This is a genomic window from Streptomyces sp. Ru62, assembly GCF_002920615.1.
Taxonomy (GTDB): domain Bacteria; phylum Actinomycetota; class Actinomycetes; order Streptomycetales; family Streptomycetaceae; genus Streptomyces.
The window spans coordinates 1-23,933 of sequence record NZ_PQSU01000064.1 but is presented as its reverse complement, the minus strand read 5'-3'; the positions used below and the strand labels follow the sequence as shown (position 1 = coordinate 23,933).

22 protein-coding genes and 1 pseudogene are annotated in these 23,933 nt (G+C 73.6%); 12 read left to right on the top strand and 11 right to left on the bottom strand.

Annotated elements, in window-relative coordinates; translation table 11 throughout:
* From C3492_RS42885 to C3492_RS42875, 3 genes are all read left to right on the top strand, one after another.
* A partial coding sequence (locus C3492_RS42885; RefSeq protein ID WP_181140860.1) for an amidohydrolase family protein occupies positions 1 to 408 on the top strand: 408 nt, incomplete at its 5' end.
* Positions 405 to 1,646 carry a cytochrome P450 gene (locus C3492_RS42880; RefSeq protein WP_103817994.1) on the top strand — a complete coding sequence of 414 codons (1,242 nt, stop codon included), beginning with the start codon at positions 405 to 407 and terminating at the stop codon, positions 1,644 to 1,646. The genes C3492_RS42885 and C3492_RS42880, both read left to right, overlap by 4 nt.
* Positions 1,647 to 1,864: 218 nt before the next feature.
* Positions 1,865 to 2,482, top strand: a complete 618-nt coding sequence (locus tag C3492_RS42875; RefSeq protein ID WP_103817993.1) for a hypothetical protein — start codon at positions 1,865 to 1,867, stop codon at positions 2,480 to 2,482.
* Here C3492_RS42875 and C3492_RS42870 read toward each other — a convergent pair.
* The gene (locus C3492_RS42870) at positions 2,452 to 3,438 is read right to left on the bottom strand and encodes a LysR family transcriptional regulator (protein WP_103817992.1); all 987 of its coding nucleotides are present in this window, start codon (positions 3,436 to 3,438) and stop codon (positions 2,452 to 2,454) included. The genes C3492_RS42875 and C3492_RS42870 overlap by 31 nt on opposite strands.
* Before the next feature lie 95 nt (positions 3,439 to 3,533).
* Between C3492_RS42870 and mdlC the strand changes: the two genes are divergently transcribed.
* The 3 genes from mdlC (at position 3,534) to C3492_RS42855 (ending at position 7,969) form a co-directional block, all read left to right on the top strand.
* Positions 3,534 to 5,114, top strand: a complete 1,581-nt coding sequence (mdlC, locus tag C3492_RS42865) for a benzoylformate decarboxylase (protein ID WP_103817991.1) — start codon at positions 3,534 to 3,536, stop codon at positions 5,112 to 5,114.
* Between the two features lie 53 nt (positions 5,115 to 5,167).
* Complete coding sequence (locus C3492_RS42860) at positions 5,168 to 6,622, top strand: benzaldehyde dehydrogenase (RefSeq protein WP_103817990.1); 1,455 nt, start codon at positions 5,168 to 5,170, stop codon at positions 6,620 to 6,622.
* Positions 6,623 to 6,709: 87 nt separating this feature from the next.
* Positions 6,710 to 7,969, top strand: a complete 1,260-nt coding sequence (locus tag C3492_RS42855; protein WP_181140859.1) for an aromatic acid/H+ symport family MFS transporter — start codon at positions 6,710 to 6,712, stop codon at positions 7,967 to 7,969.
* Positions 7,970 to 7,984: 15 nt separating this feature from the next.
* Here the strand turns inward: C3492_RS42855 and C3492_RS42850 are convergent, their stop codons facing one another.
* The 4 genes from C3492_RS42850 to C3492_RS42835 all read right to left on the bottom strand — a co-directional run bounded on the left by C3492_RS42850 (position 7,985) and on the right by C3492_RS42835 (position 11,049).
* Positions 7,985 to 8,629: a TMEM175 family protein gene (locus tag C3492_RS42850; protein ID WP_103817989.1), complete on the bottom strand. Its 645-nt coding sequence runs from the start codon at positions 8,627 to 8,629 to the stop codon at positions 7,985 to 7,987.
* 63 nt (positions 8,630 to 8,692) lie between these two features.
* Positions 8,693 to 9,340 (bottom strand): DUF4232 domain-containing protein, encoded by a 648-nt coding sequence (locus C3492_RS42845; RefSeq protein WP_103817988.1) that lies wholly within the window; start codon positions 9,338 to 9,340, stop codon positions 8,693 to 8,695.
* A 91-nt stretch (positions 9,341 to 9,431) separates the two neighbouring features.
* Complete coding sequence (locus C3492_RS42840; protein WP_181140858.1) at positions 9,432 to 10,280, bottom strand: alpha/beta fold hydrolase; 849 nt, start codon at positions 10,278 to 10,280, stop codon at positions 9,432 to 9,434.
* 43 nt (positions 10,281 to 10,323) lie between these two features.
* Positions 10,324 to 11,049 (bottom strand): alpha/beta fold hydrolase, encoded by a 726-nt coding sequence (locus C3492_RS42835; protein WP_103817987.1) that lies wholly within the window; start codon positions 11,047 to 11,049, stop codon positions 10,324 to 10,326.
* 1,048 nt (positions 11,050 to 12,097) lie between these two features.
* On the opposite strand from C3492_RS42835, the gene C3492_RS46520 reads away from it, so the two are divergent.
* Entirely contained in the window at positions 12,098 to 12,337 is a 240-nt protein-coding gene (locus C3492_RS46520) for a helix-turn-helix domain-containing protein (RefSeq protein WP_258056241.1), read from the top strand.
* Between the two features lie 40 nt (positions 12,338 to 12,377).
* Here the strand turns inward: C3492_RS46520 and C3492_RS42825 are convergent, their stop codons facing one another.
* Both C3492_RS42825 and C3492_RS42820 read right to left on the bottom strand, forming a co-directional pair.
* Positions 12,378 to 13,355 (bottom strand): alpha/beta hydrolase, encoded by a 978-nt coding sequence (locus tag C3492_RS42825; RefSeq protein ID WP_103817986.1) that lies wholly within the window; start codon positions 13,353 to 13,355, stop codon positions 12,378 to 12,380.
* A 202-nt stretch (positions 13,356 to 13,557) separates the two neighbouring features.
* Positions 13,558 to 14,505, bottom strand: coding sequence for a helix-turn-helix domain-containing protein (locus C3492_RS42820; RefSeq protein ID WP_258056240.1), 948 nt, complete (start codon positions 14,503 to 14,505; stop codon positions 13,558 to 13,560).
* A gap of 413 nt (positions 14,506 to 14,918) precedes the next feature.
* Here C3492_RS42820 and C3492_RS42815 point away from each other — a divergent pair, with 413 nt between their 5' ends.
* The 3 genes from C3492_RS42815 (at position 14,919) to C3492_RS42805 (ending at position 18,258) form a co-directional block, all read left to right on the top strand.
* The gene (locus C3492_RS42815) at positions 14,919 to 16,160 is read left to right on the top strand and encodes an MFS transporter (protein WP_103817985.1); all 1,242 of its coding nucleotides are present in this window, start codon (positions 14,919 to 14,921) and stop codon (positions 16,158 to 16,160) included.
* A 135-nt stretch (positions 16,161 to 16,295) separates the two neighbouring features.
* Positions 16,296 to 17,165, top strand: coding sequence for a LysR family transcriptional regulator (locus C3492_RS42810; protein ID WP_103817984.1), 870 nt, complete (start codon positions 16,296 to 16,298; stop codon positions 17,163 to 17,165).
* A gap of 91 nt (positions 17,166 to 17,256) precedes the next feature.
* The gene (locus C3492_RS42805; RefSeq protein ID WP_258056239.1) at positions 17,257 to 18,258 is read left to right on the top strand and encodes a helix-turn-helix domain-containing protein; all 1,002 of its coding nucleotides are present in this window, start codon (positions 17,257 to 17,259) and stop codon (positions 18,256 to 18,258) included.
* On the opposite strand, the gene C3492_RS42800 is transcribed toward C3492_RS42805, so the two are convergent.
* Both C3492_RS42800 and C3492_RS45050 read right to left on the bottom strand, forming a co-directional pair.
* Positions 18,251 to 19,846, bottom strand: a complete 1,596-nt coding sequence (locus C3492_RS42800; RefSeq protein ID WP_258056237.1) for a tetratricopeptide repeat protein — start codon at positions 19,844 to 19,846, stop codon at positions 18,251 to 18,253. The two genes, C3492_RS42805 and C3492_RS42800, sit on opposite strands and share 8 nt — an antisense overlap.
* Entirely contained in the window at positions 19,843 to 19,983 is a 141-nt protein-coding gene (locus C3492_RS45050; RefSeq protein ID WP_181140861.1) for a helix-turn-helix domain-containing protein, read from the bottom strand. The genes C3492_RS42800 and C3492_RS45050 overlap by 4 nt, the downstream gene beginning before the upstream one ends.
* A gap of 212 nt (positions 19,984 to 20,195) precedes the next feature.
* On the opposite strand from C3492_RS45050, the gene C3492_RS42795 reads away from it, so the two are divergent.
* Together C3492_RS42795 and C3492_RS42790 are read left to right on the top strand one after the other, a co-directional pair.
* On the top strand, positions 20,196 to 21,569 hold the full coding sequence (locus tag C3492_RS42795) for an alkaline phosphatase PhoX (protein WP_103817982.1): 1,374 nt from the start codon (positions 20,196 to 20,198) through the stop codon (positions 21,567 to 21,569).
* A gap of 409 nt (positions 21,570 to 21,978) precedes the next feature.
* On the top strand, positions 21,979 to 22,836 hold the full coding sequence (locus C3492_RS42790; protein WP_103817981.1) for an HAD family hydrolase: 858 nt from the start codon (positions 21,979 to 21,981) through the stop codon (positions 22,834 to 22,836).
* A gap of 128 nt (positions 22,837 to 22,964) precedes the next feature.
* On the opposite strand, the gene C3492_RS42785 is transcribed toward C3492_RS42790, so the two are convergent.
* Positions 22,965 to 23,396, bottom strand: a complete 432-nt coding sequence (locus tag C3492_RS42785) for a M48 family metallopeptidase (protein WP_103817980.1) — start codon at positions 23,394 to 23,396, stop codon at positions 22,965 to 22,967.
* Between the two features lie 45 nt (positions 23,397 to 23,441).
* Positions 23,442 to 23,933, bottom strand: a pseudogene (locus C3492_RS42780) (5,10-methylene tetrahydromethanopterin reductase); the annotation flags it as partial.

Sequence of the window (23,933 nt, the reverse complement as noted above, 5' to 3'; positions counted from 1 at the left end):
CGCCCCCGGCACTGGGCCGGGGGCGCGCCGCCCTCCGGGCGGCCGGGGGCCGCTGAGCCCGGCTCCGCTCGACCGGGGGGTGAGGGCCGGGCGCCCGAGGACCGGGCGGCCGGGGAGCGAGCGGCCGGCCGGCCGGCGGCCCAGGCCGTGCGGCCCGCCGCCGACCCTGCCGCCGCCCTGCGGCGCATGTACGTCGACACCAGCCCGTTCAGCGCAGCGCACCTGAGCCTGAACGCCGAAGTGCTCGGCCCGGAGCGGATGTTGTTCGGCACCGACTCGCCGCCGATGGCCGCGCCGCTGGAGGACTTCATCCACATGATCGAGAAGTTGCCGGTCGACGAGGCGGCCCAGCGGCTCATCCTCGGCGGCAACGCCCAGACCCTCTTCGACCTCAGGAGCCGTCCGTGACCTCCACGCAAGAGGCCGTCGCCGCGGCCGAGCGGTGCACCCCGGAGTTCCGCCGCGATCCGCACGCGGTCTACGCCCATCTCCGCGACGCGGCGCCCGTCTGCCCCATGAGACCCCCGCACGGCAACGAGACGTATCTGATCACCCGGTACGAGGACGCGCGGGCCGCCCTGTCGGACCCACGGCTGAGCAAGGACATGTACGGGGCCATGGACGCCTACCGGAGGATCTTCGGCGACTCGTCCGTCGCGCTGGACGACAACATGCTCAACTCCGACGCGCCGAAGCACACCCGGCTGCGCCGGCTGGTCAACTCGGCGTTCACCCCGCGACGCGTGGCGGCGCTGCGGCCGCGGATCGAGGAGATCGTCCGGGACCTGCTGGACGAGTGCCCGGCCCGGGAGCGCTTCGACCTGCTGCCCGCGTTCGCGTTCCCGCTGCCGATCATCGTGATCTGCGATCTGCTGGGCGTGCCGCCCGAGGACAGGCAGCGCATGCAGCACCTGTCCACCACGGTGGCGCAGACCGGCTTCGGCGAGGAGGCCAAACGGGCCCAGCAGCAGGCGGAGGAGGGTCTGCACGCCTACTTCACCGACCTCATCAACGCCAAGCGCGAGCGTCCGGGTGACGATCTGCTCAGCGCGCTGATCGCGGCCCGCGACAACGACGGCGGGCTGACGGAGAGCGAGTTGGTCTCCACGGCGTTCCTGCTGATGTTCGCGGGGCACAAGACGACCGCCTACCTCATCGGCAACGCCGTCCACCACCTGCTGTCCCACCCCGCCCAGCTGCGCGCCGTACGGGAGGACCCGGAGCTGATCCGTGCGGCGGTCGAGGAACTGGTGCGCTACGACGGCTCGGTGGAGAGCGCGACGTTCCGCTACGCGACCGAGGACGTGGAGTACGGCGGGACACTGATCCCCAAGGGCGCCCTGGTCCAGATCGCGCTCAGCTCGGCCAACCGCGACCCGCGGAAGTTCGACGCGCCGGACGAGCTGGACGTGCGGCGGCCGGGCAACGCGCAGGACGCCCATCTCGGCTTCGGACACGGCAGCCACTACTGCCTGGGAGCCCCGCTGGCCCGGCTGGAGACCCAACTGGCCCTCACCCGCCTGTTCGACCGGTTCCCCCGGATGGCACTGGCCGACCCCACCGGTGGACCGCGGTGGCTGGAGGTCCCGTTCCCGGCCTTCCGGGGCCTGGCGGAGCTGCCGGTCGTCCTCGATCCCGCGGGGTGAGCGGCAGCGGCAGACGGCAGGCCCCCGCCGCCCGGCCGGCGTGACCGGCCGGGCGGCGGCGCACCCGGTGCGGGACCGGGGGCCGGCGTTCGTACCCTGCCGATGTCGCGGGGGTCGACGGGGGGTTCTCCTCGCCACCGGTCTGACGGTGGATCAAAAGCCGTTAGCGGCGCATGATGGAGGCGCCCGTCCCGTCGGCAGCGAGGTGGTGCGTCCCGATGAACCGCAAGACCAGAATCCTCCTGGCGGGCCTGGCCTCCGTGGGCGGTGCCGTCGCCGGCGCGGGCATGCTGCACAACCGCCGGCCTGATCGCAGGGAACACCTCTGGGCCACGGTCTTCAGCGAGCCCGGCTACACGGGCCGCAACGAGACGCTGACCTGGACCGGTGGCCGGCGCGAGGTCGTCCCGCTCACCCGGACGCGGCTGCCGCGCATCGGCTCGATCAGGCTGGAGCGGCTCGTGTACCGCTTCCAGCCCCAGGTGCGGCTACCGAACATGTACATCCTGTGGCACGCCCTCACCGAACGCCCGGACCCCACGGACCCCGAGGACGGAGTGGCGAGCTTCATCGCCGTGCACCAGCTCGCCGGCATGTTCTCGGCGGGCTTCTGGGAGCCGGTCCGCGAGTCCGAGGCGCGGTCGGGAGTACGGCTCTGGGCCGGGCGCCCCGGCCATCCGCCGCCCGCGCGCGACGACGCCCCTTCCGGCGAGGCGGCTTCCGGCGCCCGGCGCTGGCACGACGTCCTGGCCGACACGCCCGACCTCGGCTCCTGGGGCACCCGCACCCGGTACCTGGAACTCGGCTACCACTCCGGGACCGGCGCCCGCGGCTGACCGGCCGCCCGCCCGTCCCCCGATTCCTGAGCGCTGGGCGGCAGTTGGGCCGGACTGACCCGTTCGCCCAGGACTTCCGCCATGAACTGCACCAGCCAGCGCTGGGACGGGCTGCGGGAGGCCTCGTGCCGGGCGTAGAGCGCCACCTCGATCGGCTCGGTCTCGAACGGCAGACGCACCAGGCGCAGGCGGTGGGAGGCGGTGAAGACCTCCCCGACGTACTCGGGGACGATCGCGATCAGGTCGGTCCGCTCCAGCAGGTACGGCAGCAGCGAGAAACGGGTGGCGTCCACGGCCGCGCGGTCCAGCAGCCCGTAGGTGGCGAGCACGGACCGGGGGACGACGTGACCGCTGGGGCCGTACACCGTGGCGTGGTGCTCGGCCGCCAGCTCGGCCAGGGTGACGGACGCGCCCCGGACGCGCGGGTGGTCGGCGGCGACCATGCCGACGTAGCGCTCGTGGAAGAGCGGGATGCGCACGGTGCGGTGGGAGGTCAGGACGGGGGTGGCGACGAACGCGTCGAGTTCGCCGCGGCGCAGTTGGCCCTCGGCGTCGTCGACGTCGAGGGCGCGGACGGTGAAGGACACCCGGGGCGCGCGTGCGCGGGCCGCCGCCACGAGACGGGGCAGCAGGGTGACCTCGCCCAGGTCGGACAGGGCGAGGGTGAAGCGGCCCGCCATGGTCGCGGGGTCGAAGTCGTCGCCCTGGCGGATCGCCCCGTCGATGTCGGCCAGGGCGCGTTGCAGCGGCTCGTAGAGGCGGCGGGCGCCGGCGGTCGGGGTCAGGCCGCGGCCGGTGCGGCGGAAGAGGTCGTCGTCGAAGTGCCGGCGGAGTTTGGCCAGGCTGTAGCTGACCGTCGGCTGGGTGACGTGGAGGGTCTCGGCGGTGGCCGTGACGCTGCCCGTCTCGTAGAGCAGCACGAAGACCCGGGCGAGGTTGAGGTCGAAGCTGCTCATATCGATGGAGTCTATATCGCGGGGCGCCAACATCTATTGGTGGCCAGGTCGCGCGCTCCCTAGCGTGTGCTGCGTCACTTCCGAGAGGAACGCCTGTGCCGTCCGTGCGCCGCATCGCCCATGAGTTCCTGGAGCGCCAGGGGCTGACCACCGTCTTCGGCAACCCCGGTTCCAACGAGCTGCCCTTCCTCACCGACCTCCCCGACGGGTTCCGGTACGTCCTGGGCCTGCACGAGGGGGCCGTCGTGGGCATGGCCGACGGCTACGCCCAGGCGACGGGCCGGCCGGTGCTGGTCAATCTGCACGCCGCCTCCGGCTCCGGCAACGCGATGGGGGCGCTGACGAACGCCGTGGCCTCGCGGACGCCGCTGGTGATCGTGGCCGGTCAGCAGGTACGGCCGGCCATCGGGCCGGAGGCCAACCTCGCCAGCGTCGACGCCCCGGCGCTGATGAGGCCGCTCGTCGGCTGGGCCGCCGAGCCGGCGTGCGCCCAGGACGTGCCGCGCGCGCTCGCCCAGGCCGTCTTCGAGGCGCGGTTGCAGGGCCGGCCGTCCTACCTCTCCGTCCCCTACGACGACTGGGCGGCCGACGCGGGAGAGAACGCGTCGGCCGTGCTGGACCGGCGGGTCGAGCGCGCCGGGGTGCCCGCCGGCGAACAGGGTCGACGGCTCGCCGAGGCGGTGGCCGGCGCCCGGCGGCCCGCGCTCGTCCTGGGCGGTGACATCGACACGGCCGGACGCTTCGACGACGCGGTACGGCTGGCCGAGCGGCTCGGCGGCCCGGTGTGGGCGGCGCCCTCGCTCTTCCGGCTCCCCTTCCCCAACCGCCACCCGCTGTTCCGCGGTGTGCTCCCCGCCGGCATCGAGCCGGTCTGCCGGGCCTTCGAGGGCCACGATCTGGTGCTGGTGCTCGGCGCCCCCGTGTTCCGCTACCACGAACACCTCCCCGGGCGGTATCTGCCGGCGGGCACCCGGCTGATCCAGGTGACGGAGGACGCCTCCGCCGGCGCGCGGGCGCCGATGGGCGAGGCGCTGGTCGCCGACCCCGGCGCGGTGATCGAGCTGCTGGCGCAGGCGCTCGACGCGTCCGAGGTGCCCTCGGGCGACTACCGGCCCGTGCCGGCGCCGCGCTCCGCGGAGGGGCCGCGCCTGCATCCGGAGGAGGTCTTCGCGGCCCTGCGGGAAGAACTGCCCGCCGACACGGCGTACGTGGTGGAGTCGACCTCGACCAACTCCTCGTGGTGGCGCCAGATGGACCTGCGCCGTCCCGGCTCGTACTACTTCCCGGCGGCGGGCGGTCTCGGGTTCGGCCTGCCCGGCGCGGTCGGGGTCGCCATGGCCCAACCCGGCCGGCCGGTCGTGGGGGTGATCGGGGACGGCTCGGCCAACTACGGCATCACCGCCCTGTGGACGGCCGCCCAGCACCGGGTTCCGCTCACGGTGGTGCTGCTGCGCAACGGGACGTACGGCGCGTTGCGCTGGTTCGGCGGCCTCCTCGGCGTGCCGGACGCTCCGGGCCTGGACATCCCGGGCCTGGACTTCACCCGTATCGCGGAGGGCTACGGGGTGCCCGCCCTGCACGCCGACGGCGTGGACGAGTTGCGGGCGGTCCTCGCCGAACGCCCGGACGGCCCCCGGCTCGTCCAGGTGGACACGGCGCTCACCACGCCCTCCTGAGCACGCTGCGACCGAACGCCCGCCCGTTCCGCGGGCTTCACGAAGGGAATCCGATGACACTCCTGGACAGCGACGTCTGGAGCAAGAGGCTTTTCGGCGACGGCTGGAAGGACGCCACCGGCGAGCAGCCGGTCGTCGAGCCGGCGACCGGGGACCGGCTCGGCACCGTGGGCCTGGCCACGGTGGAGGAGGTGGGGCGTGCCGCCGCCCGGGCCGCCGAGGCGCAGCGGGCCTGGGCGGTCACGTCTCCGCAGGAACGGGCGGCCGTACTGCGCCGCGCGGGCGAGCTGTTCACCGAGCACGCCGCCGAGATCGAGGACTGGCTGGTGCGGGAGGCGGGCTCCGTCCGGGCCAAGGCGGGTTTCGAGGTGGGGCTGGCGCGGGGCGAGTGCTTCGAGTGCGCGGCGCTGCCGACGTGTCCGCAGGGTGAGGTGCTGACGTCCGAGGAGCCCCGCTGGTCGTTCGCCCGGCGCCGCCCGGCCGGGGTGGTGAGCGTGATCGCGCCGTTCAACTTCCCGCTGATCCTGGGGCTGCGCTCGGTGGCTCCCGCGCTGGCGCTGGGCAACGCGGTGCTGCTCAAGCCGGATCCGCGTACGGCGGTGAGCGGCGGAGTCGTCATCGCCCGGGTCTTCGAGGAGGCCGGGCTGCCTCCCGGTGTGCTCCATCTGCTCCCCGGTGACGGCTCGGTGGGCGAGGCGGTCGTCGAGGCCCCCGAGGTGCGGGTCGTGTCGTTCACCGGGTCCACACCGGTGGGGCGGGCCATCGGCGAGCGGGCCGGCCGTCTGCTCAAGCGGGCCCATCTCGAACTGGGCGGGAACAACGCCCTGGTGGTGCTGCCCGGCGCCGATGTGGGCAAGGCGGCCTCGGCCGGTGCGTTCGGCTCGTATCTGCACCAGGGGCAGATCTGCATGACGACCGGCCGGCACATCGTGCACGAGTCTCTGCTGGAGGAGTACACCGCCGCGCTCGCCGCGAAGGCCCGGGCGCTGCCCGTCGGCGACCCGGCCCGGGAGGACGTGGCGCTCGGCCCGATCATCGACCGGCGGCAGCTGGAGCGGGTGCACCGCATCGTCACCGAGAGCGTCGCGGCGGGCGCGACCCTGGCCGCGGGCGGCGAGATCGTGGGCGCCGGGTACCGCGCCACCGTACTGACCGGCCTGACCACCGACATGCCGGCGTGGCGCGAGGAGATCTTCGGACCCGTCGCACCCGTCATCGGCTTCTCCTCGCCGGAGGAGGCCGCGCGGATCGTGAACGACTGCGAGTACGGGCTGTCCGTCGGCATCCTCGGTGACGTCGGCACGGCGATGAGGCTCGCCGACCGGATCGACTCCGGCAAGGTCCACATCAACGAACAGACGGTCAGCGACGAGCCCAACGCGCCCTTCGGCGGGGTCAAGGCGTCGGGCACCGGCTCCCGGTTCGGCGGGGCGGCCGCCAACGTCGAGGCGTTCACCGAGACGCAGTGGCTCACCGTGCGACCGGACATCGCCGAGTACCCGTTCTGAACCGCAGTCCGGCACCACCGCTCCGCACCCTCCCCATCTCCATCTCCATCTCCATCTCCCGCAGCCGCTCACAGGGGGAACACCGCCATGGCATCCATCGCCTCGTCCGACGCGTCCGGCACCACCTCGGGGACCGGCACCGCCGGACGCAACCTCTGGACGGTGGTCCTGTGCTGGATCACCGTCCTGCTGGAGGGCTACGACCTCGTCGTCCTCGGCGCCATCATCCCGACCCTGCTCAAGACGCGTCACCTCGGCATGACAGCGGGGGACGCGACCACCGTCGCCACGCTGTCGCTCGTCGGCGTCGCCATCGGCGCGGTGCTGGTCGGTCCGCTGGCCGACCGGCTCGGCCGGCGCCTGCTGCTCATCGGTTCGGTCGTGCTGTTCTCGGTCTTCACCCTGTTGGTGCCGCTCGCCGGCTCGGTCACGATGTTCGCCGTACTCCGCCTCACAGCCGGTCTGGGACTCGGCGCGTGCATGCCCGTGTCCCTGACGATGATGGCCGAACACATGCCGGCGGACCGGCGGGCGCGCGCCAGCACGCTGACCATGACCGGCTACCACACCGGCGCCGTGATCACCTCCCTGCTCGCGCTGCGGGTGACCGACCACTGGGAGGTCCTCTTCTACGTCCTGGGGATCGCCGGACTGGTCGTCGCGGTCGTCCAGTGGTTCCGTCTGCCGGAGTCGGAGGCGTTCGTCCACGCCAAGGAGGCACCGGGTGCCGCGCGCGTTCCGTTCACCGAACTGCTCAAGCCGGTCCACCTCCGCGCCGGCATCGGGATATGGGTCGCCTCCTTCATGGGCCTGCTGCTGGTCTACGGCCTCAACACCTGGCTGCCCAAGCTCATGAACGACGCCGGATACCCCGTCCCCACGGCCGTCACCCAGCTCCTCATACTCAACGTCGGCGGTGTGGCCGGCCTGGTGCTGGGCGGCTTCGTGGCCGACCGGCGAGGCATCAAGCTCACCACGCTGGGCTGGTTCGCGGTCTCGGTGGGCATGCTGGCCTGTCTCAGCGTCAGGATGGACAGCGACCTGCTGCTCGACACCGTCGTCTTCCTCACCGGCGTGTTCGTCTTCTCGGCGCAGGTGCTCGTCTACGCCTACGTCACGCACTACTACCCGGCCTCCGTCCGCGGTACCGCGCTCGGCTCCGCGTCCGGCATCGGCCGCATCGGCTCCATCGTCGGCCCGTCGATCACCGGCGCCCTGGTCTCCGCCGGGATCGGCCACCCCTGGGGCTTCTACTTCTTCGCCATTGTGGCCGTCCTGGCCTTCCTGGCCGTGCTCACCCTCCCGGCCCGGCCCCCGCGGGATCCCGCCATCGAACCCGCCGCCTGACGGGGAGGGGTGGGTTCACCGTCCCTCGGGAAATCCGTCGCTGGTGATGAAGTAGAACACCGGGAGCACGACGAAGACGGCGACGGCCGCCAGCGGCGCGACGAGGACGCCGAGGAGCCCTGCGGCGCCGTACGCCAGCGCTCCCGCCCAGGAGCGCAGGCGGCCGTGCCGTACGTACGCGCTCTCCACCTCCGGGGTCAACAGCTCGGGATGGCGGGCCAGTTGGTGGTAGAAGGCCACCCAGCTCAGGCACATCACCGCCGCCAGACCGGCGTAGAGGGCGACGGCGACCCGGGCGTCGGAGCCGTCCGGGTCCGCCTGGAGCGCGTCCGCGACGACCGCGGTGGGGAACGACAGCGCCGCCGTGCTGAACAACAGCAGCAGGTTCGCGGCGTGCAGCCCCCGGTCCATCACGCGGACCCGCACGAACGCCTGGTGGTGGTTGAGCCAGATGACCGACACGTATCCGAAGGAGGCCAGATAGCCGAGGTAGGCGGGCCACTGGGCCAGCAGGGCGTGGCCGAGGCCGCCCGGCCGGTGCGGTGGGTCGGCGAGACCGAGGGCCAGCAGCGTGACGGCGATGGCCAGCACGCCGTCGCTGAAGGCCTCCGCGCGGGTGGTGTCGGACCGGGAGAAACCGCGGAGGCGGGTGCGGGACACACTGCTCCTGACGCACTCGTTGACGGGACGGGACGGGGCGGGGCGGGGGCCGGGACGGGTGTGTCAGGCCCCGCTGCCCGGCCTGAGCGGACTCACCCGGGGGACGGACGCCTTACCCGTGTCGGAGACCTTGCCGCCGGTCCAGCGCACGGACAGCGGCGCGGTCTCGTCGGGCGGGGTGACCAGCAGGGTCCGCGGCGTGACGGTGGTGACGCCGGTGATCGCCGGATCGGTGTAGCTCAGCGCCGACCAGGCGTCGGCCCCCGGAGCCAGCGTCACCCGCTGGAGCGGCTGGTCGGCGGCCCGCTCGGGGTCCGGCGTGACGGCGTCGCCCGCTCCGTCGACGAACGCCACGCCCGGGAAGCCGTACAGGCTGCACGGGCGCTGGGACCGGTTGGTCAGCACGAGGGCGAAGTTCTCCTGCCCGGCCCCGGGGTGGTCGGGCCCGAGGGACGCCTTCAGGTCGGAGGTGCGGCAGCGTTCCGGTGCCGGTGCGGCGGGCGACGCCGCCGCCGTACCGGTGCCGGCAGGCCCGGAGGGGCTGGGCGTGTCGCCGCCGGCGTGGCCCGGGGGCGTCGACGACGGCGTACCGGTGGCGGCGGCGGACGCGGGCGGGGCGCCCCCGGAGGTGCCGTCCGCGCTGTGGCCCGTACACGCGGACAGCAGGGCGCAGCAGGCGAGCACGGCGGGCAGGATGCGACGGAGCGACATGGTGCTGGTGCTTCTTCCTCGGGGGTCACGGGCGCCGTGGCGCGCGTGCGCGCCGGCACGGGGCCGGCGCGGTGACGGGCGGCGGGCCGGGTCAGTGACCGGTGCGGACGGACCGGACCGCGCGCAGGATCAGGTCGGTGACGGGTCCGGGGTCGCTCACGGACACCGCGTGCGGGGCGCGGACGGCGACGGTGTGGGCACGGGCGCGCTCGGCCATCCAGCGTTCGGCGGCCGGCGGGATGTTGCGGTCCTCGGTGGCCACGAGGTACCAGCTGGGGATCTTCTTCCACGCGGCGGCGGTGGCCGGTTCCTGGAGCGCGGCCAGGGTGATCGGGCGCTGGCCCGCGGCCATGACCTGGGCGGTCGGCACGGGGACACCGGCGGCGAACTGGTTGCGGAAGAGGTCCTTCCTGATGACCAGTTCCTCGCCCTGGCCGCCGTCCGGCAGCGGGTAGTGCTGGGTGACGGTCGCCTGTCCCAGGGTGCTGCCGGGGAACTTGTCGGTGAGCTGGAGCGCGCTCTCCCCGATCTCGGGGACGAAGGCGGCGATGTAGACCAGCGCCTTGACGCTCGGGAGACCGGCCGCGGCCTCGCTGATGACGGCGCCGCCGTAGGAGTGCCCGACCAGGACGATCGGTCCGCTCACGCTCTCCAGGACGCTGCGGATGTAGGCGGCGTCGCTCGCCAGTCCGCGCAGGGGCAGGGCGGGCGCCAGCACCCGGTGGCCCTGCCGCAGCAGGCGCTGGACGACGGCGCTCCAGCTTGAGCCGTCGGCGAACGCGCCGTGGATCAGGACGACGGTGGGGTCGGCCGGGCGGCCGTGTCCGGTGGCCGGACGGCCGGCGGCCGGCGCGGCGTGCGCGATTCCGGCGGTGCCCAGGGCGGCGGCGCCGGCCAGGAGGGAGGTGGTCACGGTGCGGCGCGAGATCGGTGGGTTCATCGTTCGCTCTCTGTCAGGGGTGGAGGGTGGGTGCGGGCCGGGGTCAGCTTGAGGTGGCCCGGACGGCGTCCTCGATGAGGTGCACGACCCTCTCGGGGTGGGCGAGCATGACCAGGTGGGAGGAGTCCACCTCGACGGCGGTCATGCCGGCGCGCCGGTAGCCGAAGCGCTCCACGTCGGGGTTGATGGTGTGGTCGGCGGAGGCGACCAGGCCCCAGGACGGCTTGGTCTTCCAGGCCGCGGCCGGGGCCGCCTCGGTGAAGGCCTGCGCGGCCAGCGGGCGCTGGGACACGGCGAGGACGGAGGTGAGGCGGGGGTCGACGTCGGCGGCGAAGATGGCCGGGAACTTGTCGGGCTGGACCGACACGTCGGTGCCGGGCTGGTCCGAACCCTCGACGGGGAACGGGGTGTAGACGAGGGCGGCGGCCAGGTCGGAGTCGGGGAAGCGGCCCTGCAGCTCGCCGAGGCTCTCACCCTCCTCCAGGGCGTAACCGGCCAGGTAGACCAGCGCGCTGACGTTGTCCTCGGTGCCGGCGACCGTGATGACGGCGCCGCCGTAGGAGTGGCCCACCAGCACGACGGGGCCGGGGATCTGACGGACGATCGCGGCGACGTAGGCGGCATCCCCGACGAGGCTGCGGTTGGGCACGGCCGGGGCGACGACGTCGAAGCCGCGGGCGATCAGCCGGGGGATGACCTCCGCGTAGCTGGAGGCGTCGGCGAAGGCCCCGTGGACGAGGACGACGGTCGGACGGTCGGGACGGGACATGGGGATACTCCCTGGTCACTGGGGTGGGGTGCCGGCCCTCGCCCGGCTGCCGGGCGGGTGGGTGGCTCGTGGGTGGGTGCCGGGGCCGTGAGGCGTCCGGACCCGTCGGTGGTCCGGTGGGCGCGTGGATCGCGCCACCACGCCGTGGGCGAAACCTCCGGTACGTCCGAAACCCTAGGGCGGGCGCGGCGGGGCGGATTGACTGTGTGCGCACCGTCTGTGGCCTGTGCGCGCTCACCGGCCGCCGGCCCGTCCGGGGGCGCCGTATCGTCGGATCGCGGCATCCAGACAGTCGATCCGGGGGGTTGTGTGCTGCTGCTCGATCTCGCCACCGTGGCTCCACGTGACCGGGTGACGCGTTCCACCACGCGTGGACGGACTCGTCGGTACCCGACGACGTGGTCCACGAGGAGCCCGCGTCCGGCAGCCACGCCCGTATGCAGATGTGGCGGGTGGGCCGTCTGTATCTCTTCGCCACCCGCAGCTCCGGCTTCGAGGTGCGGCGCACGGAACGGCACGTCCGGCACCACCGGAGCAACCCGGTGATCTCCGTCTCGCTCCAGACGGAGGGGGTGCACCGTGGCCGAAGCCTCCGGCGCGCGACGGTCGTCGGGTCCGGACGACATCTGTGTCTTCCACAAGCTGTCGCCTCGGGTGCACGGCCGGTCCGGCGACGGGGCGTCCCGGTCCGTGCTGTTCGACATGCACCGGCTCGGCCTGCCGGTGGACGTGGTGGTGCGGGCGGCGGAACGGCTGCGTGCCAGTCCGCTGCACGACCTGGTCCTGACCCGTCTGCGCGGGCTGTGGCGCGACCCGGACGGCCTGGAAGCCGGCCCCGGCGCGCCGCACCTGGCGTCCGCGACGACCGATCTGGTGCGTGCGCTGCTCGTGTCGGCCGCGCACGCCGAGGAGTCCGCCGCCGTCCGCTCCGCGATGGACGACACCCTGTTCACCCGGATCATGACCCATGCGCGGCGCCACCTCGCGGACCGCGATCTGACGCCCGAACGGATCGCGGCGCAGCACGCGATCTCCGTGCGCCGGCTACGTGCTGCTCAGCGAGGCGGGGCTCAGCCTGGAGCAGTGGCTCCTCACCGAGCGCCTCGGCAAGGCACGGGAGATGCTCGCCGCCCCCCGGTACGACCGCCTCACCGTGGCGGCGATCGCCACCCGCTGCGGGTTCAGCAGCCCGAGCCATTTCAGCCGGCGCTTCCAGGCGGCGTACGGGGCGGCACCGAGCGAGTGGCGGCGGCTGCGGCGCGAGGAGGCGATGGCCGCGGCCGGGTGACCCGGACCCGCCGCACGTGTCGGCGGCCCGGGCGGACCGGTCAGGCGGCGTGCAACGCGGTGTGCAGCGTGTCCGTCACCTGGATGCGGGCCGCCCGCGAGGCGTCGGTGCCGCGGAGGGGGTCGAAGAGCACGAAGCCGTGGATCGTCCCGTGGTAGCGGATGGACACCACGGGGACGTCCGCCTCCCTCAGATGGGAGGCGTAGGCCTCGCCCTCGTCGCGCAGCACGTCCGCCTCGGCGGTGAGGACGAGCGTCGGCGGCAGGCCGCGCAGCGACCGGGTGGGTGCGCGCAGCGGGGAGACGGTGTCGTGCGTCCGGATCCGCGGGTCGGGTGCGTACTGCTCCCAGTAGTCGCGCATGGCCGCGCGGCTGAGGAAGTAGCCGTCGGCGAACTGGTCGTAGGAAGGGGTGTCCATCGCGGCGTCGGTCACCGGGCAGAGCAGCACCTGGTGCCGCAGGGCCGGGCCACCGCGCTGCCGCGCCAGGAGGGCGAGCGAGGCGGCGTGCTGGGCGCCCGCGCTGACACCGACGACGGCCATCCTGCTCCCGTCCAGCCGGCATCCCCCGCCGTGCCGGGCGATCCACCGGGCCACGGTGTACGCCCGCTCCACGGCGCCCGGGTAGCGGACGTCCTCCGGCGCGTCGTACTCCGGGATGACCACGGCGGCGTCCGTTCCGAGGACGAGGTCGGTCACCAGGTGCCGGTGCGCGTACGCATCGGTCAGCATCCAGCCCAGTCCGTGCAGGTACAGCACCACCGGCAGCGCTTCGTCACTGCCGGCGGGGCGGAGGATGCGCACCCGGACGCGGTGGCCGTCGCCGCCGGGCAGGGCCAGCCACTCCTCCTCGATGTCCGGCTCGTCACCGTCGTCACCGGTCCACAAGGACGCCACCCGCGCCCTGGCGCCGACCGCGTCCGGGTCCGAGGACGCGGGCAGTGCGTACGTCTCGACGAAGGCGCGTGCCAACCGCTCCAGGACGGGCGCGGCCCGAGGGGCGGGAACGTCATCTTGCAAGAGAACTCCTGCGCGGGGGCCCGGCCGTGCGGAGGACCGGACCGTCGGAAAGGGTGCCGGCCCCTCCCCCGTGACCGGGCAGGCAGGCGTGCGGCGCCGGAGGCGGCTCCACCGGCACGATTGCCCAGCCTAGGGCGCGGCGAACCTGATGCGGGCGGCACCGTGCCACGGATACTTGCCGCTGCGTGCACAGTTCTCGACGTCAGCCGTTCCCGCCGGCGGAGTCCTCGGACGGCCGGGTACGGTTGCGCCACTCGCGCGGTGACACGCCATAGGCCGCGCGGAAACTCCGGCCGAAGTGGGTGGCGTTGGCGAAGCCCCACCGCTTGGCCACCGCCCCCACCGCGACGTCCGGCGCCTCGGGCCGGGCCAGCTCGCGCCGCGCCTCCTCCAGACGGCGGTGCTGGATCCACCGGCCGATCGTGCTGCCCTGACCCTCGAAGAGCTTGTGCAGATAGCGGACCGGGATGTGCCGGGCCGTGGCGATCGTGGCGGGGCTCAGGGTGCGGTCCCACAGCCGCGCGTCGACGTGGGCGCGCACGCGGAGCAGGAGCTCCTGCTGCTCCTGCCCCGGTCCGGAGGCGGTTCCGGCGCCCGCCGCGTCCGCGGTCCGCGCCGCGTCCACGGGACCCGCCGCGTCCTCCGCGTCCTCCACCGCGAGCGAGCCGACGAACGCCGTGACGGTCGTGGCCAGGCGGAGCGGCGTCGCCGGCGGGTACGCGGGCAGGGCGTCGAGGAACGTCCGCAGCAGGGGGCCGAGCAGGGGCGCCACGGGGCCGTCGGCCAAGGTTGCCCGGGCGCTGAGCGCCCGCACCTGGCGGCCGGTCAGCGTGAGGGCGCCCCGTCGGATCCGGACGAGGTGCAGTTCGAAGTCCAGCGACTCGTGCGGCAGGAAGGGCACCGCTCCGTCGCAGACGAAGAGGTCGTCCGGACGGCAGGCCGCGGTGCGGTCTCCGCGGACCAGGGTCGCCCTGCCGGAGGAGTGGACGCCCAGCGTCAGATGGGATCCGGTGGTGTCCTCGACGGGGCGGACGAAGGACCGTGCCGCTTCGCGGTAGGTGCTGACCTGGAGGAGACCGAGCGTGCGGACCTGTGCCGGTCCGGTGGCACGGACGTGGGCGGGCAGGAAGGTGCGTGTCAGCGCGGGCACCGGGGCGCTCGCCAGGGTCAGGTCCGGGTACGGGGGTGGCCGGCGGAGCTGCCGGTTGCGGTGGGCGGGGCATCGGGTTCATGGGATCCCCTGGTCGAAACGGTGGTTCCGCGCCGGGACGGTCCGGCGGTGGACGTCCGGCGGGGAGCCCACGCATGCCGGCCTGGAGCGGCTGGGCGGGCCGCGGGGGGCCGTCCGGCGTTCCGTGCGGACAGGGGCATGAGCCGTGCGCGGTGAGGCATCGCCGCGTGCGTCGCCCGGCAAGGAGCACCGTCCGCCCGCGTCCAGGGTAGACACCCGGCGCCTGCGCGGTCATCTCGATGGGAGATGACTGACATCCCGAACGATCGCGCCGAGTGAGGAAGCCGGCCGGCGGTCAGGTCGTTGTGACCGCATGACGAAAGAAGGTGCACATGTCCACACCACTTGATCGCCGCCGTGGGACCGGCTCCGTGCGGGAGGCCCAGGGCGTGCCCGGCCGGCTGGTCGCGCTCCTGGCCGTCGCGTCCGGGATGACGGTCGCCAACCTCTACTACGCGCAGCCGCTGCTGTCGTCGTTGAGCGACGTGTTCGGGATCAGCGAGGCCACCGCCGGCACGCTGATCACTCTGACCCAGATCGGCTACGTCCTCGGCATGATCTTCCTGGTGCCGCTCGGCGACCGGCTGGAGAAACGCAATCTGGTCTCCGTCCTGCTGATCGTCACGACGGCGGCCCTGGTGGTGGCGGGACTGGCCCCGAACTTCCCCGTGCTGCTGATCGCCGCGCTGGTCAGCGGCGCCACCTCGGTCGTGGCCCAGATCCTGGTGCCCTTCGCCGCCAGCCTCGCCCCGGACCATTCCAGGGGCCGGGTCGTCGGCCGGGTCATGAGCGGTCTCCTCACCGGCATCCTGCTCTCGCGCACCCTGAGCAGCCTGGTCTCCGACGTCGCCGGCTGGCGGGTGGTCTTCCTCGGCTCCGCCGCCCTGATGGCCGTCCTCACGGTAGCCCTGCGCGTCGCTCTCCCGGAACACGCCCCCACCACCTCCGTCCCGTACCACCACGTGCTGCGGTCCACGGTCCGGCTGGTGCGCACCCATCCCGCGCTGCTGCGCCGCGGGCTGTACCAGGCGGCGATGTTCGGCGCGTTCAGCGCGTTCTGGACCACGGTCTCCTTCGTCCTGACCGGTCCCCGCTTCCACTACTCGCCGATCGGCGTCGGCATCTTCGCGCTCGTGGGCGCGGCGGGCGCGGCGGTGGCCCCGTTCGCCGGCCACTGGGCCGACCGGGGGCTCACGCGTCCCATGACCGGTGCCGCGTTCGTGGTCGCCACGCTGGCCTTCGTGCTCGCGGGTCTGGGCGGACACAGCATCGTGCTGATAGCCCTGGCCGCGATCCTGATCGACATGGCCGTACAGGCGACGCTCATCCTCGGACAGCACACCATCTACGCGCTCGACCCCGGCGCCCGGGCCCGTCTGAACAGCGCCTTCATCGCGATGTTCTTCGTCGGCGGCGCGGCCGGCTCGCAGCTCGGGTCCATGGTGTACCACGCCGGGGGCTGGGCCGGCCTCACGGTCCTGGGCGCCGCGCTCCCGCTGGCCGCGCTCGTCTACTGGGCCTTCGAGCGGCCCCGGGCGGCGCGGCGGGCCTCGGCCGGGGAGACCCTCGACTGAAGACGCCGGCCACGGCCGGCCGACACAACCGTTCGCAGGCGCCTGACGGACCGCCCCCCGTCAGGCGCACCCCTACGATGCGGCACGGGTCCCGCCCGCTGCGACCGACCCCGCACCCGCCCGAAGGAGCACACGATGGATCTGCGGCAGATGGAGGTCGTCGTCGCGGTGGCCGACGCGGGCGGCTTCACAGCGGCGGCGCGACAGCTGCACGTGGTCCAGTCGGCGGTGTCGGGCACGGTCCGCGCACTCGAACGCGAGCTGGGCACGCCGCTCTTCGACCGCACCACGCACCGCGTCGCGCTGACGCCGGCGGGCGAGGCGTTCGTGCCGGCGGCGCGCGCCGCCCTGCGGGCCGCGGAAGCCGCCAGGGAGGCGGTCGACGCGGTACGGGGGCAACTGCGCGGCCGGATCACGGTGGGCACGATGCAGGGGGTCTGGGCCGGGCTCCACCACGCCCTGGCCGCGCTGCGGGCGGAGCATCCGGGGCTCGGCGTGCAGCTGCGGCAGGCGGCGGTCTCGGACATCCGGCAGGCGCTGCGGGAGGGCACGGTCGACCTGGCCGTGGTGGCGCTGGACCGCCAGCAGCAGCGCGGGCTGACCACCCGGCTGCTGTCCGAGGAGGAGATGGTGCTGGTCGCCTCGCCGCGCCGGGTCGTGGGCGCCACGACGCCCCAGGGCGAGGTGGAACTCGCCGATGCCGCCCGGCTGCCGCTGGTGGACTTCAGCCCGGGCTGGGCGATCCGTCACTCGGTGGACCGCGCCTTCCGGGCCGCGGGCGTCGACCGGACCACGACGTTCGAGGTGAACGACATCGTGGCGGCGGCCGAGCTGGTCCGCAACGACCTGGGGATCTGCATCCTGCCCAGGTCGATCGCGGACCGCTTCCCCGACCTGACCGCGTACAGTTTCCGGCACCACGCGCCCCGCTGGAAGATCATGCTGGTGCGCCCTCCGGGCGAGGCGTCACCCGCGGTCGCCGCGCTGTGGCGGCACTTCACCTGACCATTTCTGCCTGCTTTCTTCCTGGTGGTTCCTGGTTCCTCCTGCTTGGCTGGGAGGGGAACAGAACCAGTACGGCGCCCCGGTGCCACGCATGCCAAGGGAGAGCCAGTTGAGCCTGGTGCTGACGACCGACACGGTGCCGGACCAGGAGAAGGTCGCGTACTGGAACGACGCGGTGAGCAGGGCACTGGTGCCGGTCACCGTGGCCCCCCGCGACGGCCGGCGGTTCGACGGCAGGATCGCCAGCGACTCCCTCGGGTACCTGCGGGTCTCGCGCATGGAGGCCGACGCGGGGCGGGTCAGCCGCACGCCGGCCCTGATCGAGCGTTCACCCGAGGCCCTCGTGGCGGCCGGCCTCCTGGTGTCGGGCAGCGCCACCTTCATCCAGGACGGCCGGCGGGCCGAGATGGGCGGGGGCGACCTGGTGTTCTACGACACCGCGCGGCCGTTCTCCTTCACCTATCCGGAGCGGTTCGCCACCCATGTCTTCCAGCTACCGCGCCATGTGCTGGGCGTCACGGACAGTGACATCAGGCGGGTCACGGGTACCGCCATCGACACGGCACAGGGCCTGGGGGCGGTGCTGCGGCCCTTCCTCGCCACGCTGGCCGACGCGGCCCCCTCCTACCCGGCGGCCGTCGGGCACCGGCTGGCCGGCCATGTCGTCGACCTCTTCGCCACCCTGATCACCGATCAGGCCCTGCGGGACCCGGACGACGGCCGCGACCATCTCGTGGTGAGCATCCGGGCCCACATCGACCGCAAGCTCGGCGACCCGTCCCTCTCGCCGGAGTCCATCGCCCGGGCCCACCACATCTCCGTCCGCTATCTGCACCGGCTCTTCGAGGGCGAGGGTGTCACCGTGAGCCGTCTCATCCAGCAGCGGCGGCTGGAGGCGTGCGGGCGTGAACTCGCCCGTCGCGGGCGGGTGACGCCCACCGTCTCGGCGGTGGCCCGGCGCTGGGGGTTCGTCAATCCCGCCCACTTCAGCCGGGCGTTCCGCGCCGCGTACGGGCTCTCCCCCCGGGAGTGGCGCACCCTGCACCTGGAGCGGGGCGAGGGCGAGCAACCGGCGGGTCCGGCCCTCACCTGACGCCGGCGCCGGGCAGCGTGGGGCGTCGTCCGTCGTCCAGGCGGGCGAGCCGGGAGCGGGCCTCGGCGACCCGTTGCGGGTCCGCGTCGCTGCCGAGGGCGACACACCGCGTGAACGCCTCACGGGCCTCGGCGCGACGGCCGGCTTCGAGCAGGACGTTCCCGAGCGAAAGGAGGTAGCGGCTCTCCAGGGCGATGTTGCCGTCCGTCCGGGACAGCTCGACCGAGGTCCGCAGGTACTGCACCGCTTCCTCCCAGCGCCCCAGGTGTCCGTGGCAGTTCCCGAGGCCCGCCAGTGCGCTGCCCCGGGTGAAGGCGGCGATGTGCGGCTCCACCCGGTCGCCGGCCTCGTCCAGTCGGGTCAGGACCTTCCGGTATGCCTCGATCGCTTCCTCGTCGCGCCGGGCGCTCTCCAGCACCATGGCGTGGGACATCAGGGCCTGGAGCATGCCGTGCAGATCGCCGGCGGCCTCGAACAGCGCGACGGCCTGGGCGCTGTGCTCGGCGGCCGGGCCCGTTTCGCTCAGCACACGGTGGGCCCAGCTGGCGTACGCGTGCGCCCATGCCTGCTGCCCGGCGTCACCGGCCCGCCGGGCCGCGGCGAGCGCACGGGCGGTGTACGGGAGGCTGTCCCGGGGCCGGCCCTCGCAGACCAGCACGGCCCAGGCGTAGTAGTTGAGCTGGGTCGCTTCGAGCAGGGGGTCGCCGAGCGCCTCGGCGGAGCGGACGGCGGCGCCGAAGACCTCCGGCCAGTGTCCCCAGAACATCCACTGGTCGGAGAACCAGTGCAGGGACTCGGCCACCTCCACGACGGTGGCGTGGTCGCCGTCCGCCGCGGCGGCGTGCAGGGCCGCCAGCCAGTTGGCGGCCTCGGCCTGGAGCCACTCGCGGGCCTTGTCGGCGCCGGAGAGGTCCACCGTGCCGCGCCAGGTGGCGGGTGGGGCTCCATGGCCGGGTTCGTACCACCGGCCGGCCACGACGGCCGTCTCCAGCAGCCAGCGGAACATCGACCGGCGGGCCCGCTCGATGCCGGCCTCGCCGTCCTCGGCGACGAGGCGGCCACGGCCGTACAGGCACAGCAGGTCGTGGAGCCGGTAGCGGTTCTCGGCGCTGCCGAGCAGGCCGGCCTCGACCAGTTCCTCCAGGGTGTCCTCGGTGTCGTGGACGTCCTGGCCGGTGAGCCGGGCGGCGCAGGCGGCGCCGACGTCCGGGCCGGGGACCAGGGACAGGCGCCGGAACAGGCGGGCGGCCGCGGGCGTGAGCTGCCGGTAGGACAGGTCGAAGGCGGTCGCGACCCGGACGTCCCCGGCGGACAGCGCGTCCAACCGCCGTTCCTCGCTCGCCAGCCGGTCCGCGAGCCGGCGTACGGTCCACCCCGTGCGGGTCGCCAGCCAGTTGCCCGCGATCCTGAGGGCGAGCGGCAGGTGCTCGCAGAGCCGGGCGACCTCCTCCAGAGCCTTGGGTTCGGCGGTCGCGCGGTCCTCGCCGACGAGGGCGGCCAGGAAGGCGGCCGACTCGTCGGGTTCGAGCCGGCCGAGGGTCAGCCGGTGCACGTCGTCCAGTCCGGTGAGCATGCGGCGGCTGGTCACCAGGACGAGCGTCCCGCCGGGTCGCCGATGCCCCGCTCGCTGACCCCGGATGCCTCTGCCAGGGCCTCGATGGTCAACGACTTCGCCCGTCGCATCGAGCGTAGCAACGGCCCGAACGCGCTCTCCCGTCCGGACATGTCCGACCCTTTCCCCCGACTGCGCTTGAACATTGTAATACCGGGTGCTCGGCGGCGGCCCGGCCGGAGACCACGGCCGGTCCCGCGGACGCGGGCCCGACACGCGTCACGACGCGTGACACGTGGTACACGCGTGGTTCCCGTGGCCCGCGACAGGTGATAGACACGGCGGGATCACAGTTCCTGTCCGCCAGCAGGAAGGTTGCTGCCGCATGTCTGCAACACGCCGTCAGGTCCTGGCCCGAGCGAGCGCCCTGGGAGCGGGCATCGCCTTCACCGGGGCCCTGTCCGAGCTCTTCGCGGGCACCGCCGCCGCGCAGGACCTGGGCCACACCGGCTACGGCCCGCTCGTCCCCGATCCGCACGGCCTGCTCGACCTGCCGAAAGGTTTCCGCTACACCGTGCTCTCCCGCGAGGGCGACCAGCTCCGCTCCGGAGAGGGCCGGGTCCCCTCGAACCACGACGGCATGGCCGCCTTCGCCGGCCGAGGGGGCCGTACCCACCTCGTCCGCAACCACGAGAACCGCGTCAACGCGCCGATCCCGGTCCCGACCGTCAGCGGCCTCACCTACGACCCCGCCGGCAAGGGCGGCTGTACGGCGCTCACGGTCGACGCGCACCAGCGCGTGCTGTCCGAGCGGGTCGCCATCGCCGGTACGGCCGTCAACTGCGCGGGCGGCCGCACCCCTTGGGACACCTGGCTGACCTGTGAGGAGACCGAGGAGAAGGCGGGCACCAACGGCTACACCAAGGACCACGGCTTCATCTTCGAGGTCCACCCCACCGATCCGCACCGCACCGGCGCGGTCCCGCTCACCGCGATGGGCCGCTTCCAGCACGAAGCGGTGGCGATCGACCCGCGCTCCGGCATCGTCTACGAGACCGAGGACGCCTTCGAGAAGCCGTTCGGCCTCTTCTACCGCTTCCTGCCGGCCAAGCCGCTCGGCGGCGTCGGTTCGCTGCGCGCGGGCGGCCGGCTCCAGGCGATGCGGGTGCCCGGCGTGGCGGACCTCTCCCCGGTCCAGGAGCCGGGGACTCGTTTCGACGGCGTCGAGTGGGTGGACGTACCCGATCCGCTGGCCGCCTCCACGCCCACCCGCTTGCAGGACTACGGGACCGGCGGCATCACCCACGCGCAGAAGCTGGAGGGCTGCTACTGGGGCGGCAGCTGCGTGTACTTCGTGTCGTCCTTCGCCCGCAGCGCGGACGGCTCCGCGGCCGACCACTACGGCCAGATCTGGCGCTACGACCCGGCGCGCCGCCGGCTGACCCTGGTCGTCGTGTTCGGCCCGGACACCGATGTGCAGCTGCCCGGCGAGTCCCCGGACAACATCTGCCTCGCCCCCGGCGGCGGCCTGATGGTGTGCGAGGACGGCAACGGGGCCCAGCACGTCTTCGGCGTGACCCGCAAGGGCGAGGTGTACCCGATGGCCCGGGGCCGCCAGGTCCTCCCGGGCGGTACGGCGCAGGAGCCGGAGTGGGGCGAGTTCGCGGGGGTCACCTTCTCCGCCGACGGCGAGACGATGTACGTCAACTGCTACACGCCCGGCACCACGTTCGCGGTGACCGGTCCTTGGCGCGGCTGACCGCCCGTACGCGGTGACGCCGGGGTGCCGTGGGCTGAACCTCTCCGGGGGTCCGTCCCACGGCCCGTCCGCGCCGGCGCGTACGGATGTGCCATCGGCGGGCCGGATGTCGAGGGAGCGTGGGACGTCGCAGGGGACGGACCGGAGCGATCCGGCTCGGCGCCGAGCGCCGCGAGTCGCCCGGCGGCGGGCGAGGCGGGGTCGCGGCTGATCGCCCGTACCGCGAGCGCGGGGTCCTGGCGGGCGAGGACCGACCGCGCGATGCGCCCGCCCTGCGAGCCCGCGCGGCCGGGTGCTGCGTCGACTTCCCCGGTGCACCATCCGGCCGCGACCCTCCTGCGGGATCACCGTGAGGCACCGTGTATGCCTGGTGGATACTCGTCGAACGTCGCAGGAGGTACCGGCACCCATGGCACCCACCCCCGCCCCGCCGCTGGTCACACCGCCGAAGCTGGTGGCGACAGACCTGGACGGCACCCTCTTCCGGAGCGACGGCACACTGTCACGGCGCACGCGAGCGGCGCTGGCGTCGGCCGAGGGAGCCGGAATACGTGTCGTGCTCGTCACGGGCCGTCCGCCACGCAGCGTGCCGGACCTGCTGGAGCGCGTCGGACCCCACGCCGTCATCGCGGCCAACGGCGCCGCGGTGCACGCACCGGACGGCACCGTCGCCCACGCCTTCCCCCTCCCGGCCGCCGAGGCCATCCGGCTCGTGGAACACGTGCGCGCCGCGATCCCGGGCGTCTCGTTCGCGGTGGAGTTCGACGGCGCCTTCGGTCACGAACCGACGTACCCGGCCTGGTCGTTCGGGGACGAGGCCGTCGAACTGATCGGCACGGCCGAGGAGATCCTCGCCCCCGGCCCCGGCAGACCCCCGCTGAAGATCCTGGCCCACCATCCGGAGCTTCCGCTCGACGCCTTCTACGAGCAGGCGCGCCACGCCGCGGGCCCGGACGCCGAGACCACCCACTCCACCGGGCTGTCGCTGGTGGAGTTCAGCGCGCCCGGCGTCACGAAGGCCACCACCCTCGTCACCTGGAGCGGCCGGCTCGGCATCGGCACCCATGAGATCGCGGCCTTCGGTGACATGCCCAACGACCTGCCCATGCTCGGCGCGGTGGGGAACTCCTACGCCATGGCCAACGCCCACCCGGACGTCCTGGCCGCCGCGCGTCACCGCGCGCCCTCCAACGACGAGGACGGTGTGGCGCGGGTGCTGGAGGCGTTCGTGGACGCGATCACACGTCGGGCACCTCAGAGCGCCTGACCGCAGGACCTCGCCGTCGGCATCCGCCCCGGAGGGCCCGTGCACCGAGCCGCCGGGGTGCCCAGGGCTCTCATCCTGGACACCCCGGACGGAGCCCACGGAAGGGAGGGATCTCCCCGCCTCCTCGCTCAGTCGTCCTCCGGGAACTCGCCCGACCACGCGGCGGCCATGCGCAGCAAGGGCTCGGCCTCCTCCTGGCGCCCCTGGCGCTGCAGGGTGCGGCCCAGCATCAGGTGGGCGTAGTGCTCCACCGGATCGCGCTCGATGATCGCGCGGAGCTGTTCCTCGGCACGCCGCAGCTGAGCGGAGTGGTAGTAGGCACGGGCCAGGAGCAGCCGGGGGCCGGTCTGTTCCGGAGCCTCCTCCACGACGAGGGCGAGCAGCCGCGCGGCCCCGATGTAGTCCTTGGCCTCGAAGAGCAGCTGCGCACGCTCCCAGCGCTCCGTGGTGGTCTCCTCGCGCGGCGCGCCGGCGCCGTTGTCGAACAGGTGCAGGGCGCTCGCCCACCGGTCGGGCGCCACTCCGTCGCCCGCCGTGTACCCGGTGAAGTTGTCGGTCATCGTTCCTCGTTCTCCTCTGCCGTGGGGCTGCCGTGTGCGTCGGTCTCAGGCCGCCGAGCCGGTGGTGTGCACGCGTTCCGCGTCGCGGGCGGCGCGCAGGGACGCGTGGGTGGGCGCGTCGGGCACGTCGGCCGGCCGGTTCTTCGCGAACTCCTTCCGCAGCACCGGTACGACGTCCGCACCGAGCATCTCGATCTGCTCCAGCGCGGTCTCCAGCGGTATGCCACCGCCGTCCACCATGAACAGCTGGCGCTGGTAGTCCCCGAAGTGCTCACGGAAGGTGAGCGTCTTCTCGACGACCTGCCCGGGTGTGCCGACGGTCAGCGGGGTCTGCTCCATGTACTCCTCCATCGGGATCCCGCCTCCCATCACCGGTGAGTGGTCGAAGAACGGGCGGAACTCCCGGACGGCGTCCTGGGAGTTCGGACGCATGTAGACGTGACCGCCGAGTCCGACAATGGCCTGTTCGGGGGTGCCGTGACCGTGGTGCGCGTACCGCTGCCGGTACAGGTCGATCAGCTTCTTGGTGTGCTCCTT